Origin of the sequence: Neolewinella sp., from assembly GCF_965214665.1 — a bacterium.
Classification (GTDB): Bacteria; Bacteroidota; Bacteroidia; order Chitinophagales; family Saprospiraceae; genus Neolewinella.
Genome location: NZ_OZ243970.1, coordinates 2540768 through 2557516, shown reverse-complemented (window position 1 = coordinate 2557516; position 16749 = coordinate 2540768). Strand labels below are relative to the sequence as shown.

Genomic DNA, 16749 nt, shown 5'->3' with positions numbered 1-16749 from the left:
GAATGTGCAGCCGCGGCTACGGGCCACGAACCGGGGGGCGTACCTTAGCGGATATGAAGACGAGTATGCTCGGGCTGCTGTGCCTACTACTTTGCACCTGCGGCCCCGCCCCGACTGTACCCTCCAATGGGGTCACGACCGACGCGCCACGGCCCAACATCCTCTTCATCCTTACCGACGACCAGGGAATCGGTGACCTGAGCCTGCACGGCAACGACAGCATTAGCACCCCGAATATGGACGCGCTGCTGCAAAGCGGGGCAAAGTTCGACCGCTTTTACGTAAGTCCGGTGTGTGCACCGACGCGCGCTAGCTTCCTGAGCGGACAGTACTCACCGCGCACCGGGGCGGTATTCGTGACGCGGCGGCGGGAAACCATGGACGACGGTGTGATCACCGTGGCCGAGCACCTCCAGCAACTCGGCTACCGCACGGGGCTCTACGGCAAGTGGCACAACGGGGCCACCTTTCCCTACCACCCGGGGGGACAGGGGTTTGATGAGTTTCTGGGCTTCTCGCTGGGACACTTTAATGATTATTTTCGGGGGGAGCTACGCGATGAGCGCGATGAGCCGGTGCCCTTCGCCGGTGACCTGACGCAGATCCTGACCGACTCGGCCGGTTACTTTATGGAGCAGAGCCGGCAGCCCTTCTTTTGTATGCTGACTTACCAGGCGCCCCATACGCCGGTGCAGGTGGCCGACCGCTACTGGGAGCGCAAGCAGGCGCAGGGGCTGAGCGACTACAATGCGGGTATCTACGCGATGGTAGAATCGGTTGACGACCGTATCGGTGAACTGCTCGGACGGCTGCGGGCGGCCGGCAAGCTCGATAACACCATCGTGGTATTTGCCACCGACAACGGGCCCAACGGCGACCGCTACCGCATGGGGCTGAAGGGCACCAAGGGGCAGGTGGACGAGGGGAGCGTGCGGGTACCCTTCGGGATCAAACTATCGTCGGGTCACCCGGCAAACGGGAAGGTCTTCGATACGCCGGCGGCCCACATCGATCTACTACCCACGCTACTCGACCTGCTCGGGGAATCGGTGCCGGCCGGGCTGGATGGGGTAAGCCTGAAGCCACTCCTGGAGGGAGGTCAACTACCCGACCGCTACGTCTACGCCTTCAAGCAGGGCTACGACTACACCGGCTACCCCGGAAGTATACGCAATCAGCGGTACCTCTACGTGGCCGAAGACAGCAGCCAACACGAGCTCTACGATCTGATCGAGGATCCGGGCCAGGAGCATAACATCTATACCACGGCCGGGGATACGGGTATGCAGTTAGCTGCTCACTATCGCGACTTCGCTCTCCGCATCGGTCGGCCGGAGCTGGTGGCCCCCCCAGTGGACCTGACCGCCGCCCCGGGGCCTATCCGCCTCCTGGCCCACGAGGGAGAACCCCTGGGGCGGACCCACTTTCGGGATACCTACGGCTGGGCCAACGACTTCTTCGTGGACCTGGGGGTGGATGGTGCCTACTGGCCCCTGGAGGTAAGCGAGGAGGCTACCTATACGGTGACTGTCCAGTACCGACTGGATGCGGACGGCCCGCAAAATATCGTCGTCGAAACCGGACCGGCTCAGCAGGTGCAGGCTCTCCTACCCGTCGCCCGTGTCCCGCAGTTACCCGTGGCCGACCGAGTGCCCCGCAAGGAGGTATACCCCTACGCCTGGGCCGAGCAGTCGCTGGGGGAGCTCACCGTACGGGCGGGCAGCGAACGGCTCACCGTCCGCACACCCACGCAAATTGGGGAGGAAACCGGGCTGTGGATCAAATCAGTTACCCTGCGCCAAGTTGCGCGCTAGCGCAGGATGACCACCTTACCCAGGCCGTTGCGGAAGTACTGGTCAGTACCGTTGTCGTAGGCCTCCAGAGACTGCCCCTCGCCGTCGGAGGTGATGACGCGGTAGAGGTAAACCCCGTTGGCCAGCAGGTCGCCGTACTCATCGGTACCGTCCCAGCTGAAATCGGTCTGGTGGGTGCCGGGGCTAACGCTCTCGTAGGCTAGCAGGTCGATATCGCGCACGACCCGTCCGCTCACGGTCATGATCTGGATGCGGAACGTCTCCGGAGCGGTGCTGCCGGTGAGGGTATACACGAAGCGCGTTTGGGTGGTAAAGGGATTGGGGTAGGTGAGTACGTTGGTGATCAACTGCTCGTTGACGACCTCGAAGGATTGCTGGTAGGCCAGCTCGCCGGCGGCATTCTTGGAGCGGTCGCTGGCCTGAACGATCAGGGAGTAGATGCCGTCCTGCAAGAGTTCGGGGCGGAAGTAGACCTCGGCCATGTTTTCGCCGTCGGCGCGGGCGGGGATGAACTCCACGCGGCTATCGTTCATACGGATGGTCTCCTTGTTGCCGTCGGGGGCGACGAGCTGGATGAAGTACGCACTGGAATCGTCCAGGCGGCGGAAGGGGCTTTCATCGCGTAGTTGCACCAGGATTTCGGGTTTACCACTGATGAGCTCCCCGTCGCGGATACGTCGACCGTCGTAGTATACCCTTAGATCGGGGGCAATGCGGTCGGAGACGACTTCGATATCTGTATTCAGGTAGTTATTGAAGGTAACGGATTCCGGCTGATCGGCGGCCGGATTAAGGGTAAGCTGTAGGCGTAGCCTGGCGTCCTGCTCGTTGCTGGGCAGCTGGAAGGTGACCACGTCGGAGCCACCGGCGGCGAGGGGGGGTTGCCGCTGTCGGAGCTCGGTGACCTCGTTCTGCTCGTTGATAACGGAAAGAGCGACGAGCAGGCTATCCATCGGGGTGGGGCCGAGGTTTTCGTAGCCGACCCTTAGCTCGGACGCCTCGCCCTGGGCCAGGTTCTCCGGTACCGCGTAGGCTACGGCCGGACTTACGGCTACGTCACCCGGGCGGGTATAGTCTACGTAGATCTCATCGATGGAAGCTACGGAGCGGTCGACCTCATCGTAGAGCTCGAAGCTGGTGACGAGAAACGGATACTCCTGCGCCCGCACCGCCGAGAGGTCGTAGGTGAAGGAACGCTGGGCGGCAAGGTCGAGGGGCATCTCGTCGAGCCGGGTACGCTGGCCGGAGGCGGTCTCGCCGTAGAGGTAGAAGTAGCAGCTATCGGCCGAGCCGATGAAATCGTTACGGAAGCCGATACGCATATCGCGCCACTCCAGGGCGGGACCGATGCGGTCGCTGGTGTATACTCCCACGGAGCGGTTCTCATGGATGGGGAATAGCACCTCGGTGACGGCCTGCTGGTCGGTGGCGATGGCCTCAGCTAGTGGCCCCTTGCCCTTTACGTAGGCGAAGGTGTAGGGTACGGAGCCCAGCTGCTGGAGCAAGCGCACCTGTTCGGCACCTTCATCCTCGAGTACGCCGTAGATGGTACGGCCGATGCGGCTGGAGTCCGCCGACCAGGCCTCGGCGTCGTGGTACTCGATATCGTTGCCCCGCTGGGCGGTGTAAACGAACACGTAACGACCGGGAGCGATGCCATCCTGGAGGAACTCGATCAGCCCGGCACGGCCGGCCTCGGTACGGGTATCGAAGTTCCAGGGAGTCGTCTCGCCACCGGGTACGGAGTTGTAACTGCCATCGCCGCTACTGCGGTACCAGACACTGTTGTTGGTGCTATCGACGACCATGACCTGTACGCCGGCTCGTATCCGCCAGGGGTGGGGGGAGTTAAAGCGCGTACCGTTCCAGAGCAGGGCGGGTACCTCACGGCTCTGGTATACTGCGTTTCGGATCTGAATGTCAGTAGTATTGCGGCCGTAGCGCCAGATGGGGTCGTGGGCATCCACGGTCACGTCATCGGTCTGCCCGTCCCGCAGCTGCCCGGGGTCCTGTAACGCGTAACCGACCGCCGCGGCCGGCTGATCGGCCACGTAGGTGAAGCTGCTCTGGCTCCAGATGAAGCCGGCATCCTGGGTGCCGGTGCTATCGGGGCTGATGCGCCAGTAGTAGGTCGTGCTATCGCGGAGGGGCAGGGTGGGGGTGTAGCGGATGACTCCTCCGGGGGAGGTGATGTCTACGTCCGCCAGCGGGTTACGGAAATCGACGTCCGTAGCTACCTGCAACCGGTACGGGCGCTCCGGGGCCAGGGGGTCGGAGGAGCTGGCGACCAGTTCTACGCCGGGTCCCACTACGGCGTAGGGCGGGGGGTAGGCGGCCTTGGCGGTGTTGGCGATCACGGTGAAGGGGGTGCCGAGCACCTCGCCGACCCGTAGTTCGTTGTTCGTTTCAGCGGCCGGGGCGGGTAGCTCGGCGATGGCATCGTCACTGTCTACGGTGATCAGCAGCCGGTTCGCGCCCACGGCCTCGAGTCCTACGGTAGGTAACTGCAGAGTGATCTCCCGGTCGTAGTGCGGAGTGGCTACCAGGCGGTCGGCAAGCGGCCGAATCTGGCCGGACGGCAGCTGCTGGCGAAAGCTGAGTCGTACGCTATCGGCGACCTCCTTTGCCTTCGTGCCCAGGTTGAGCAGGCGGACGCGCACCGGGAAGGTAGTATCCTGGGCCGGGACCACGTTGGGCTCGACGGCGGTCAGACTGGGATCTACGATCAGGTCGGGACCCGGCCGGGGGTGAAAACGGAAGGCCGGGTCGCCGCTGAGCGCGAACTGCTCCAGCAGAATACCCATGGTGTAATTGCTCGTGCCGGCGTAGTCGCTGATCACCGCCCGGAGGACGTCCCCAACGCCCTGCCCGTACTGATCGTTCCCGAGGTGATCGAACACCGACCGGCCGAATACCCCCAGGGCACTGATGAAGCCGAGCCCCTTGGAGGCCGCATAGGTGACCGCCCCCCCGTCCGGCAGAAAGATGAAGCGTTCGCTGATACTACGGGCCTCGGTGAAGGCGTCGCCGCTGTAGCAGCCCAGACTCATCATGAAGGGGTACTTGTCCTTGTTCTGGTAGTTATCGGGGTTGTCGATATTGAAGTCGAAGCCCTGGCTGCTGGAGTGGCCGTAGAAGGTGATGACGGAGGTGCCCGCGTTGATGCGTTGGAAAATGGCCTCCTGGCGGGTCGTTTCGATGGGGTCCGAGCTGGTCCGGAACACACTGGTCACGTTGCCCCCAAACTTACTGGCCTCGAAGATCGTCTCCATCGTGCCCAGGTTGTAGCGGATGGTATTCTGCTCACTGGGCGTCTGCCCGCCCCCGAGGAAGAGGGCCTGTTTCATCCAGTCGAGGTCCTCGATGGTCTGTCCGGCCAGCTCGATCTGCCGCTCCACGGCCCGCAGTTTGTCGACGTATACGACGATCTCGGCCGGGGTGATGGCCGCCAGACGGCCCACCGCCACGCGCGGCGTCACCCCCCCGAGCTCGGCGGCCAGCAGGTTGTCGGAGGCGGGCAGTCCGTAGCCGGGCACGAAGAACGTAGCCTGTGCCCTCGCCAGGTCCTCCGCACTGCGCACGCTGGGGTATTCCCTTCCCTTACCGACCAGGAAGAGGTAGTGCAGGTCGGGGGCGGCCACGAGGGCGGCGTCGAGGTAGTTTTTAATGGCCTGGGGGTGGCGCTGGTAGCCGTAGCCGTAACTCTCGTAGAGGTCCTCGACGAACACCGTGTGCACGCGGTGGTTGCCCCCGCTGGCGGAGCTGCGGTAGGTAGCCATAGCATCCAGACCGGCCCCCCGCAGGCGCCTGCTGCTGACGATGAGGTAGGTGGTACCAGCGGCCGGTAGGTGGTCGGTGAGCGTGAGGGCTTCCGTGCTGGCTACCGCACGGGGTGTGACCAGAAGTTGAAAGCGGCGTTCGGCATCAGCAGCCGGAAGGTCGAAGCTACCAGCGCGGGCGGTGTACACCCTGGCACTGGTCAGGTCGTAGAGCCGGGCACCGGAGGGTAGGCTGGGAAAGGTGAGCGCCGTAGCACCGCTGGCCGGGAGGGTGAAGTACAGTTGATCGCCACTCAACTCCACGGCGGCCGGATAGGTAATACGCAGGTAAGCTAGGTTGGCCTTGTCCTGATCGCCGGCCAGCCCCCGAATCTTCACCGTCGCCTGATCGCGGGCCGGAAAACTGTACTGCTGCGTCTGCACGCTCCAACCCTGTGTTGCCCGCTGGTCGACCTGCTCGCCGTTGATGCTGATCTGCTGCAGGTGATCGTCGCCAAAGGCCAATCCGTAGCGTAGCTCCAGCGTGGCCGTGCCACTGCTCGCGCCGGGCAGGTCCACGTCGGTGGCGGTTTCGGTGGTGCCGTTGCTGCTGAGTAAGTCTCCACTAGGCCGCGAGCCGTAGCCCTCGGCGAGTTCGTAGTGACTGAACAGAATGGTATTGCTATTCTCCCGGGCGTAGTACTTGCTCTGGTGGTCGCTAAAGACGCGTTCGGCCACCCGGTAGATGGTCGAGGTCCCCTTTGCACCTGCGGCCCCGCCCCCTGCCGTATACCTTGACGGGGTTGCGCCGGCGTCGGCCACGCTGAGGTAGTAGGCGGCCGTATCGGTGTGCATGCCGTAACGGGGGTTGAGCTGCTGGTCCGTACCCTGGGCGAAGAGGTAAGTGTCGAGCTCGCCCCGCGCCCGCTCGCCGTAGAAGTACAGCCCATCGTCGCCGAGCTCCAGGGGCACCGGCTCACCGAAGTGGTGGAGCACGTAGCGGCTGGCCTCGGCACCCGTAAGGGAAAAACCGGCGGCCTGTAGCGTGGCCGGATCGATGCGGTACATGCCGTCTTCGGTCACCGCGATCTTTAAGTAGGTGGTGCCGGGCACGATCCACTCATTACCGTAGCGGGCTCCCCGGGGAGTAGCCATCTGGGCCGAAAGCAAACCGCAAAAGAAAAGTAGAAGTAGAGTAAGGGTACGCGACATAAACCTAGAGAGTAGACAACAAATAAAGGTAACGCCTCCGTGCAGGGGATAGGTACAGTAGGGCGGGGGAAAGTGTCCGGTTTTGGATATTTGCGCACTATGTCGCTTCATCCCACCCGTACCGGTCTGTTTTTACTGTTGTTGTTCACCATCTCCTGCACGGAGGGGGGGGCCGAGAGCGAGTCGCCGGCGGCGGAGGCCACCCCCAGCGCGGCCCTTAACGAAGGACTCCTCGGTACCTGGGAGACGGTGGAGCTGGATATTGAGTACGCCACCTTCCAGGGGGGAGATACGGCCTACGCCGAGGTGATCCGTGAGGCCGATTGGGGTCGGGTCTACGGGGTAAAGCCTCCGAGTACCGTCTTTACCCCCGACGGCAAGCTGCGCCGCACCCACCGGCTGCGCGACGGGCGGGTGGCCAACGTCACCAACGGCATCTGGCGCGCCCAGGGCGATAGCCTGCTGGTGATCGAGCCTAATGTCACCTTCACCTACTTTCCGCAACTCAGCGGCGACCGGCTGGAGCTGAGCGGTCTGGTGGATCAGGACCGCGATGGACAGCGCGACGACCGCTACCGGGCCGTGTACCGGCTCGTGAGCCGTACCCGCTAGAAAAGCGAGAGGCGCTCCGGTAGCTTACCGAAGCGCCTACACGCGTTAAATATGGTAGTTAAGTATGCGTTACAATCTCAAGTAATGAAAATAGCTGTGTTGTTCAAAAACAGTGTCAATAGTGTCTAGTGTCATATAGCCTAACGCGATGATGCCAAAAGGGCTTCACCTAAATCAGAAACAAAAAAGATGCGAAAAAATGTGTTGTCGCAAGTAGTGTCAATACAATGGCGCATCCTGTGGCGCGCAAATACCTAAAGCAAAGAAGGTATCGGGTAGTAGTAGTGCAATGCTGGAGCAAATATACGGTAACTAACGCAGTCGACCGCTAAATTATCGTTTTTTCTGCTGCAACGTGCCAAACTTTAACTTTTTGCCCCGTCACGGTCTACCGTCACCCGCAGCGCCAGCTCCCGCAACTGCCCGGCATCGATGGGTGCCGGCGCGTCGATCATTACGTCGCGGCCCTGGTTGTTCTTCGGAAAGGCGATGAAGTCGCGGATGGAGCTCTGGCCGTTCATCACCGCGCACAGCCGGTCGAAGCCGAAGGCGATACCGGCGTGGGGCGGTGCCCCGTACTCAAAGGCCCCCATCAGGAAGCCGAACTGCGCCTCGGCCTCCTCCGGCGTGAAGCCCAGCAGTTGGAAGTTCTTCTCCTGTAGGCCCCGGTCGTAGATTCGGACCGAGCCGCCGCCGATCTCGGCGCCGTTAATGACCAGGTCGTAGGCATCCGCCCGAAGGGATTTCATGGTATCGTGATCGCCGGTGAGCATGCGGTCCACCTCCTCCCGCTTCGGACTGGTGAAGGGGTGGTGCATGGCGTGGAAGCGCTGGTGCTCCTCGTCCCACTCCAGCAGCGGAAAGTCGACCACCCAGAGCGGCTTGAACACTCCGGCGGGGATCATGTCGCGCATCTCCGCCACGTGTAGTCTCAGCCGGCCTAGCTGATCACGGCTTTTCTCGGCCTCGCCACTGATGACGAGCAGCAGGTCACCGGCGTCAGCGCCGCAGGCCGATGCCCAACCGGCCAGGGCCGCCTGGTCGAAGAACTTGTCGACGCTCGACTTGAAGCTGCCGTCTTCGTTGTACTTGACGTAGATCAGTCCCTTCGCGCCGATCTGCGGCCGCTTGACCCACTTGGTTAGCCCGTCCAACTGCTTGCGACTAAGTTCCGCTCCACCCGCAACGCAGATACCTACGATGAGCTCGGCTGCATCGAACACCGGGAAGCCCTTACCCTGCCCCAGGGCGGTGAGGTCGTTGAGCTCCATGCCGAAGCGCAGATCGGGCTTATCGGAGCCGTAGCGGCGCAGCGCCTCGTCGTACTGCATGCGGGGGAACTCACCCAGCTCCACCCCCTTCACTTCCTGAAATAGGTGGCGGGTGAGCCCCTCGAAGGTATTCAGCACGTCTTCCTGGGTCACAAAGGCCATCTCGCAGTCGATCTGGGTGAACTCCGGCTGCCGGTCGGCGCGCAGGTCCTCATCGCGGAAGCACTTTACGATCTGGAAGTAGCGGTCGTAGCCGGCCACCATGAGCAGTTGCTTGAAGGTTTGGGGACTCTGCGGCAGAGCGTAAAATTGCCCCTCGTTGAGCCGGCTGGGCACTACGAAATCCCGCGCGCCCTCCGGGGTAGACTTGATCAGGTTGGGCGTCTCCACCTCCACGAAGCCCTCACCGCCCAGGTAGGCACGCACGGCCAGGGCCAAACGGCTGCGGAAGATGATGTTTTGTTGCAGGGGCCCGCGGCGTAGGTCGAGGTAGCGGTAGCGCATGCGCAGATCGTCGCCGCCATCGGTCTCGTCCTCGATGGTGAAGGGCGGCACCTTCGACCTATTCAGTACGGTAAGCTCGCGGGCTAGCACCTCTACGTCTCCGGTGGGCCGGTTGGGGTTTTTGTTCGTGCGTTCGCGGACCTGCCCCTTCACCTGCACCACCCATTCGCGGCCCAGTTTGCCGGCCCGTTCGGCCAGGGCGGCATCGTCGTCGCTATCGAATACTACCTGGGTAATGCCGTAGCGGTCGCGCAGGTCCACGAAGGTGAGCCCACCGAAGTCCCGCCCGGCCTGCACCCAGCCGCTGAGGGTGACGTCGGTGCCTTCGTTGTCCAGGCGCAGCTCGCCGCAGGTATGGGTACGAAACATGGTCGGGAGGAGATCGGGGGGGGTGAAGTGAAAGAGTAAGGTAGGGCGAAGGTAGCTAAAAGGGGGCCGGGCGCGCGGGTGCGCTGAAAGTCGGGAAAAGCGGTCACGGGATAACAATAATACTCATTTAGGGTCCGTTAATTTGTTCGAATTCTTTTGTTTATCCGACGGTGCTTATGCCTGCGTTGGAACGCTGCTTACCGGTATGGACCGGAAGTAAACCGTGTTATCTCATGAAAAGACATCTACTCCTGATAACGATCGTATGCCTAGCAGTCAGTGGTCTGCTGGGCCAGTCCGGCACCCCGTCCGACCCCTTCCTTACCCTATCGCAGGCGCAGACCGTGCCGAAGGCCGGGGTGTATGCCTTTCGGCTCAGTGGAGTATCCTTTAATACCTTCGTCTCCGCCAACGGCTACGTGCGCGTGGCCATTGACTACGGTAACGGCGTCGGGAACCTGCCCGCCACCGACGACCTGACGGGGGCTACCCGGGGTATCCTGCGAGCGGACATTTTGGCCACGATGGGCGGTGGCGTGGCAGTCGCAATGACGGCCAGCGACGGTACGCTCAACGCGGTCAGTACGGAGGCTACCTTAGTAAACCGCATCATCAGTAACCTTACCCTAATGAACGGGGTAGCCGATAATGCGATCAACGAAAGCTGGACGGGCACCGGCTCGGAATTCCTCCGCGTGGATGCGAGTTGCGATAGAGCCCACACGCCACTACCCGGAGAAGTGTTTCATACCTGCGGGGACGGTCGCGGCATGACCTGGTACCCCCAGCGGAGCGATCAGGCCCTGACGTATGACGGCGAAGATATTGCCGATACCGACTTTCTGGCCCTCTGGGTCCGCGGGGATACTTACACCCCGCCCACTACAAGTATTGGCTCACCCGGTGACCCCTTCACCTCGCTACAGGAGGCCCTTAGCGTCCCTAGCCCCGGGCAATACTACTTCAACCTGAGTGGGTCGAGGTTTGACACGTACGTCGACGGAAGCGGCTACGTACAAGTGGCCTTAGACTACGGGGACGGTGTGGGCCGACTTCCCCAGGCGACCTCCCTGCTCACTACCCGCCGTGGAATATTAACCGCGCCCGTACTGGCCAAACTGACCGAGGCAGCAGAGATACGCATCACCTCCAGCGTGCCCAACACCCTCGACGCCATGACGACCAATGCTACGCTCCTACAGCGCATCACCACGAACTCCACCCTCAAGAACCGACCCGCCGATAACCAGCACAACAACGACTGGATCGGCACCGGCTCGGCCAACCTCCGCGTAGCCGCTACGGTTGATAAACCCGCTTCTACCCTCGACGACGAGGTGTTCCATACCCACGGCGACGGGGCCGGTATGACGTGGTACCCCACCCGGGGGGATCAGGCGCTGGTGTACGGACAGGAGATTGCCTCCGACCAGCGACTCACCCTATGGGTCAGGGCCGCCGCCGCGTCATGCACCATCAACCTACAGACGCCGACGGTGACCCCCGAGGGGTGCCCGGGAGCCGACGACGGCGTGATCGACGTGAGCGCGAGCTGCGACGGCTGCTCCGGTGCGCTGGAATATAGCCTCGATGCCGCTACGTATCAGTCGAGCAGTCAGTTTGCCGGCCTGGCCCCGGGTACCTACGCGATCAACGTGCGCGAAGTCGGCAACGGTTCCTGCGCTGCTTCCACCACGGCTATTGTCGCAGCTGGGGTGGACAACGACCCCCCCGTGCTGCCCGACCTATCTCCGCTGGAGCTCACCACGTGTAACGGGGCTCAAACCGTGAGCTTGCCGCTCGCCCAGGACGCCTGTAGCGGTACAGTCACCGCCAGCACCAGCGACCCCAGAACCTTTACTACCTCGGGTACCTACACCATCAACTGGAGCTTTGCTGACGGCAACGGGAATACGGCCAACTGGGCGCAGCAGGTAACGGTCTACGGCCCAGTGCTCGACCTACCCTTCGTGGAGGACGTCGAGGTTAATAGCCCCACCGGCCCGTGCTGGATCACTGATGCCAACCCCGGGGACAGCTGGTCGGTCGGGAAAAGCGATTTCTTCGCCCGCAACGGTGACGGATTCTGGTTCCTACCGGCCGACGACGGCGGCGGACACAACGATGTACTGCTTAGCCCCGCCTTCGCGGCTACGGCCGGTACTCCCTACATGTTGGAGTTTTCTTACCGCTCCCTACAGAATACCCCCGAACAGCTCAGTGCCTCCCTGGTGGATGCTGCCGACGGGAGCGTGCTCCGGCAGTTCTTCTCCGATACGGATGATAGCGCGGTATACCGCGACATGGCGCTACGTTTCGAGGTACCGGCCGACGGCAGCTACCGCATCGAGTTCAAATCCGTGGCTCCTGCGGGAGGCGAGGGGCTGTTGCTGGATGCCATTGCCGTCTACCCCTTCGCGATTCCGACCAACGGTGCCGCCGCCCTGGTCGGTGACGCAGATGATGCCTGTACGACCGTCACTAGCTACGGGCTCAACGGCAACGCCTTCACTCGTTTTCTGGACCCCAGCGGTCGGCTGGCCCTGGAGATCGACGCCAACGGTAACAACCTGGGAGACGTGACCGTGGAACTACGGGACTACGCTACCCCCCAGCGGGCTCCATACGACGGCCGCCTCCACCTTAGCCGCCACGTCAATATCGAGCCGGAAAACGGTCCCGGCCCCTACACCGCCAACGGAGGCGTAAAGGTCCGGCTCTACTACACCGTGCAGGAGCTACTCGACTACAACGAGTTCCTGGAGGGTAACTGGGATTGGGCCGATCTCGTCATCAGTCACTACAGTGGCCTCAACGAAGACTGTAGCCTGGAGAACAGTACCGACCCGGATTACACCTTCGAGCTGCTGACCAATGAGGGCGACTTTGGGGGCACGGCGCATTACCTGGAGTTTACCACCCAGTCCTTCTCGGAGTTCGGCGCGACCACCGACCAGGCCGCACCCGTAGTGCTTACCGAATTTTCCGCCCGGGAAGACGGCCCCATCAACCGCCTCGCCTGGACGGTGGCCAGCGAGATCGACTTCAGCCACTACGAAGTGCAACGCAGCACGACCGGTACCGACTTCGTGGCCTTCGCCGAGGTAGCCGGCCGTGAGCTGACCGACTATGCATCCAGCGATCCCGCCCCGGCCCCGCTGACCTACTACCGCCTGAAGATGGTCGACTATGATGGGACCTACGCCTACAGCAAAATAGCTAGCGTGCAGCGTGCGGCGGCGGCACCGGCGACTTTTCGGTTACTAGGAGCATTCCCCGTACCGACCAGCGCCGGAGTGACGCTACACTACGAGGCCCTGGAGGCCGGAGAGCTGGAGCTGCGGATAACCAACTCTCTCGGCCGCCTATTACGCCGGCAGACGATCACGGCGCGCGGTGGCCGCAACGAGCAACCCGTCGACCTGAGCGGACTACCGGCGGCAACCTACCAGATCTCGCTGCTGGAGGGTGGCGACGTGCATACCCTACGCGTGATCAAGCAGTAGGCCTTGTGGACGGGCACGCAGGTGCAAACGGCGCGGGTGGTGCGGCGGTAGACCCCTACCGTCGCTCCCATACCCGGATTTCCCCCTCCAGTTCCTCTACCAGCTCAAACCGCTCGAACAGCCGTCCGGCTAGGGGGTTAGCCAGCGCGGAGCTATCCGCATCGCCGATGAGGTAGCGTACCTGCCGGTTCTTCAGAAGACTCGCGGCTACGGCATCCGTATCTATGCCCAGCGCCCGCTGGTGGTGCGCATAGAATAGCAGCGAACCGTGCACGTAGGGGGTGGGCACCGGCCGGTTCGTCAGATGATAGACGATCTCGTAGCCGTTGATGGCAAAAAAGGTTTCCTGCGGGCTCGAGCTGCTCGTGGAGGTAGTTGGCGACCAGTCGCTCGTCGTCTGTCTTAATGGTGTAGTGAAAAAATGAATTTGATGGTATCTTGTTTGTCAAAGGTCACATTTACTGACCATAGGAAATTACACACTTGATGACTTGACAACTTTAAGATCGATGTTTCCCCTTTTGATATAAAACGATTGAACTAAATGTCAATGGTCTGTTGCAAATTTAGGCTCTTCGCAATCCGAAGTTGGTAATTTTGCTCCATGCTGACCTAATCAAGGTGCTTTCGGGGTCAATACCGAACATGCGTGTTGTTCTACGGGCCTGATAATCATTGACATAGCAGGTCTTGATGTCGGCGATCGAAAACGGCAGGGCTCGCTGCGTCTGATCGACAAGGTGATGGGCCGCTTTAGCCAGTGAGCCTACCGTCAGGCAGAGGTTAAAGTGAAAGTCAATCTTGGGCCAGGTGTAGGCCTGAGAGTGCTCCAGGCCCAGTTGCTGTTTAGCATCTCGGTAAAGAAACTCCTGCTGAAAGCGACACTGGTAAGCGTGCACGATCTGCGGACCCGTCAAGCCTTGGTCCGTGGACAGGTAGATGCGATGAGCGGTGATGACACCCCCCGCGTCCAGGTCATGGATAATCACTACGCCTACCCTTCGCTTCAATGCTTTGGCGTTCACCACGGCCTGGTATGCTTTCCAGGTTCGATCCTCGGCCTCGGCGAATAGGTCAAACACGCTGTGGTCCAAGTCGCGTACGTTGACCCGGCCGGCAAATTGCTTACGGGCCCCGGGACGTTTGACATGAACTCCCCGGTACAAGTAGCGTAGGTGGGCATCATTACGTAGCCGGCTCACTAGCTCGAAGCCCGCCCCTAGTAACTGATCCACGAAGGGCTTCTTCGAGAAATAAGCATCGGCCACTACTTGGCTGCTAACCCGGAGCAGGGTCTGGCGTTGGAGTACCAGAATGCTCGCGTAGTAGTCCAGTAGACTCTCCCCCTGCTCCAAGAGTACCGTCTGAACGGCTAGTAAATGCAGGGCCGTTTTGTCCTTGAGGTCCACGGCGGCCAGTCCGGTAAGCTCCAAACCGTGCTTGAGTTGGCCCACGCAGCCGCTCCAGAACTTACCCACCCCATCGGTACACTTACCGCTCTTGGCGATGTAGCTGGGGTCGAAAGCGATGATGCGCTCCGCGCTCAAAAAGCGCTCGACCAGATGAACTTGAAGGCCAACCAGTTGAAGGATTTACGGAAGTTGTTGCGGTAGGTGCTCTCTACCCGACCACCGTAACGGGCAAGGTGAGTGAAGTTGTAGCGTCCCCGGATCGACAGCCAGAGCACAAAAACGTGGACTAGGAATCGGTGCTGCCAGGCGGGCACCTCGTCCATTTGTTGTATTATTGATCTAGCGAGAGTTTCGACTTTCGTTGGGTAAGCCACCTGTTTTGTTTGTGTGAGAACTAATAAGATAGGGCTTACCCTTTCTTTATACCAGCACCCTCACATCGGCAAATTCGCAACGGACCATTGAAATGTAGTACCTTCATTTGAATGTCTGATGGCATTCTTAATGCCTCATACCTATAACTGAATATTAGCATGGATTTTGTGACTAGACTCAATCAATTTGACCGCTTACACAATTTGATCAAAAGAAAAGCAACTGGAAATTCAGAAGAGCTAGCGAAAAAATTAAATGTTTCAGAACGCACAGTGTACAACATGATCGACACATTAAAGGATTTTGGAGCAGACATTAGATTTTCCAAAGAATACCGATCATTTGTTTACTTATCACCGATATACTTTAGCTTTGACCCCACTAAAGGGGGGGGGGTAACTAGCAGTTACAAAAGATTATCATGTGAATATTTATTTTATGGCCGTTTGTACGATCGGCTGATCACATCTCGTATCAACAATAGTCTGGGTGTAAAAGCCGGTTGACTTTTTTGTTTATGTGTTATAACGCTATTGCACTTGCTGTCTTTGGTGAGGGAGCAATCTCGCAAATTTTTTTTGGGAATGCAGAATAATTGCAACATAGCTCTCTAATTTCACATGCTGAAGAAACGGCGCTGCAAGACTACAACAACCCATGCGCTCTCACTACCCGATGTACATACTTACCTGGCCACTTTTACCCATAGTCCGAGATTGTATGTTGGTCTAGCTCTACAGTTGAGGCAGTGAGCGTTTGAGTGTCATAGCTTACTTGTTAGGCCGATTTTTTCATATCCATCATCGTTCAATGATTGTCATCATGAGATCAACTATTGGGTCTTTTCTTTTCCTCTTTGTGTTTGCGTTCACAGTTACTTCCTGCGAAAAGGACAATTTGGAGACAGACAATACCGTTCTTCCAACTTCCCTGTCGCAGATAACTTTGCCAAGCGGGAAGGTTGCTACAGTCTCACCTAAGGGTTACTTAGTCTTCCTCGACCCCTCAGATTTTGTTGAAGAGGTAAACTTTCTGAATGAGAAAGTCGATGAAGCAACATTAGCAATGTGGAACCAACGGTTCATATCGATGCTAAGTGTTGCTTCAAGCATCGAGTCCAGGTTCAATGGATCAGAAGATATGACTTTTGAGCAAGCAGTCGGATCGTTTGAACTCTCACTCTATACCCAGGGAGAAGCTCTTCGACCTGCTCAATCAAACCGTGGATTTAGCGCGCTACTAAACAGCCAAGGCATAGTCCAAGTAGGTGATCAGATTCATTTACTGTCTGATCGTGTTCAGATATCTGGTGCTCCTGGATTAGAAGCTAGCATAATCAATCAGTATAGCAGTAATGGTAAGCACGTAGAGGAAGGACTAATAGTGATATCTCAGGAAATGGATCGAGTCGATATGACAAAGACCAATTCTAAGCCGATGAGTTGCCCTACTCCAGGGGTCGCACACCGTGATTATAGAGATCCTGAACTAGTAGTTGGTGAAGTATTTACTAACAGCTATCGTTATCAAGCAGGCTTGTCATTCTATCACCACCTTAACTGGTTTATCAATGCCTATAACTATACTACGACGCGTAATCGCAGAAGTGAGCACAAGGCAATTGGTAATCTTGAGATCACCCCAAAGAACCTGACTATCTCAGGGGGCTTATTTAGCGGTAGTACCCCACAAGACGGGTTTCAAGTCGCGCAGACATTTAATACTACGCAACTCAAGAACCAAGTTGACTATTTTCAATTCATGCTCAAGAGCCAGATGTTTACCACAACGCGAGCTTTTGATATGCGGACGCTTTACACTTCAGGCCAAGCGTTCATAGGCCGACAGGGTGAGATTGTTCCAGGAGTCCGTCTTGGTGTAGTACTGTTTTGCCAGTAAGTATTTCCGTTTTGCTA

10 protein-coding genes are annotated in these 16749 nt (G+C 59.4%); 5 read left to right on the top strand and 5 right to left on the bottom strand.

The genetic code is table 11. The features are described from left to right. The first annotated feature begins 53 nt into the window (after positions 1–53). Positions 54–1814 carry a sulfatase-like hydrolase/transferase gene (locus tag ACOOHD_RS11105; protein ID WP_420457946.1) on the top strand — a complete coding sequence of 587 codons (1761 nt, stop codon included), beginning with the start codon at positions 54–56 and terminating at the stop codon, positions 1812–1814. Here the strand turns inward: ACOOHD_RS11105 and ACOOHD_RS11100 are convergent. Next, a complete protein-coding gene (locus ACOOHD_RS11100) occupies positions 1811–6784 on the bottom strand; it encodes a C25 family cysteine peptidase (protein WP_420457945.1) in 4974 nt (1657 codons plus the stop codon). The genes ACOOHD_RS11105 and ACOOHD_RS11100 overlap by 4 nt on opposite strands. A gap of 99 nt (positions 6785–6883) precedes the next feature. Here ACOOHD_RS11100 and ACOOHD_RS11095 point away from each other — a divergent pair, with 99 nt between their 5' ends. Further along, positions 6884–7396 carry a hypothetical protein gene (locus tag ACOOHD_RS11095; RefSeq protein ID WP_420457944.1) on the top strand — a complete coding sequence of 171 codons (513 nt, stop codon included), beginning with the start codon at positions 6884–6886 and terminating at the stop codon, positions 7394–7396. A 365-nt stretch (positions 7397–7761) separates the two neighbouring features. Here the strand turns inward: ACOOHD_RS11095 and aspS are convergent, their stop codons facing one another. Then, on the bottom strand, positions 7762–9540 hold the full coding sequence (gene aspS, locus ACOOHD_RS11090) for an aspartate--tRNA ligase (RefSeq protein ID WP_420457943.1): 1779 nt from the start codon (positions 9538–9540) through the stop codon (positions 7762–7764). Between the two features lie 233 nt (positions 9541–9773). Here aspS and ACOOHD_RS11085 point away from each other — a divergent pair, with 233 nt between their 5' ends. Next, entirely contained in the window at positions 9774–13046 is a 3273-nt protein-coding gene (locus ACOOHD_RS11085; RefSeq protein WP_420457942.1) for a T9SS type A sorting domain-containing protein, read from the top strand. 55 nt (positions 13047–13101) lie between these two features. Here ACOOHD_RS11085 and ACOOHD_RS11080 read toward each other — a convergent pair whose 3' ends face one another. From ACOOHD_RS11080 to ACOOHD_RS11070, 3 genes are all read right to left on the bottom strand, one after another. Continuing rightward, on the bottom strand, positions 13102–13335 hold the full coding sequence (locus tag ACOOHD_RS11080; protein WP_420457941.1) for a hypothetical protein: 234 nt from the start codon (positions 13333–13335) through the stop codon (positions 13102–13104). A gap of 277 nt (positions 13336–13612) precedes the next feature. After that, positions 13613–14593 (bottom strand): transposase, encoded by a 981-nt coding sequence (locus tag ACOOHD_RS11075; RefSeq protein ID WP_420457940.1) that lies wholly within the window; start codon positions 14591–14593, stop codon positions 13613–13615. Continuing rightward, positions 14590–14781 (bottom strand): hypothetical protein, encoded by a 192-nt coding sequence (locus ACOOHD_RS11070; protein ID WP_420457939.1) that lies wholly within the window; start codon positions 14779–14781, stop codon positions 14590–14592. Before ACOOHD_RS11070 ends, ACOOHD_RS11075 begins: the two co-directional genes overlap by 4 nt. A gap of 219 nt (positions 14782–15000) precedes the next feature. On the opposite strand from ACOOHD_RS11070, the gene ACOOHD_RS11065 reads away from it, so the two are divergent. Together ACOOHD_RS11065 and ACOOHD_RS11060 are read left to right on the top strand one after the other, a co-directional pair. Continuing rightward, on the top strand, positions 15001–15339 hold the full coding sequence (locus ACOOHD_RS11065; protein WP_420457938.1) for an HTH domain-containing protein: 339 nt from the start codon (positions 15001–15003) through the stop codon (positions 15337–15339). Between the two features lie 304 nt (positions 15340–15643). Continuing rightward, positions 15644–16732 carry a hypothetical protein gene (locus tag ACOOHD_RS11060; RefSeq protein ID WP_420457937.1) on the top strand — a complete coding sequence of 363 codons (1089 nt, stop codon included), beginning with the start codon at positions 15644–15646 and terminating at the stop codon, positions 16730–16732. The last annotated feature ends 17 nt before the right edge of the window (positions 16733–16749 follow it).

Coding starts and splice junctions, on each gene's coding strand:
- ACOOHD_RS11105 (WP_420457946.1), top strand. CDS start 54: ATGAAGACGAGTATGCTCGGGCTGCTGTGCCTACTACTTTGCACCTGC.
- ACOOHD_RS11100 (WP_420457945.1), bottom strand. CDS start 6,784: ATGTCGCGTACCCTTACTCTACTTCTACTTTTCTTTTGCGGTTTGCTT.
- ACOOHD_RS11095 (WP_420457944.1), top strand. CDS start 6,884: ATGTCGCTTCATCCCACCCGTACCGGTCTGTTTTTACTGTTGTTGTTC.
- aspS (WP_420457943.1), bottom strand. CDS start 9,540: ATGTTTCGTACCCATACCTGCGGCGAGCTGCGCCTGGACAACGAAGGC.
- ACOOHD_RS11085 (WP_420457942.1), top strand. CDS start 9,774: ATGAAAAGACATCTACTCCTGATAACGATCGTATGCCTAGCAGTCAGT.
- ACOOHD_RS11070 (WP_420457939.1), bottom strand. CDS start 14,781: ATGGACGAGGTGCCCGCCTGGCAGCACCGATTCCTAGTCCACGTTTTT.
- ACOOHD_RS11060 (WP_420457937.1), top strand. CDS start 15,644: ATGATTGTCATCATGAGATCAACTATTGGGTCTTTTCTTTTCCTCTTT.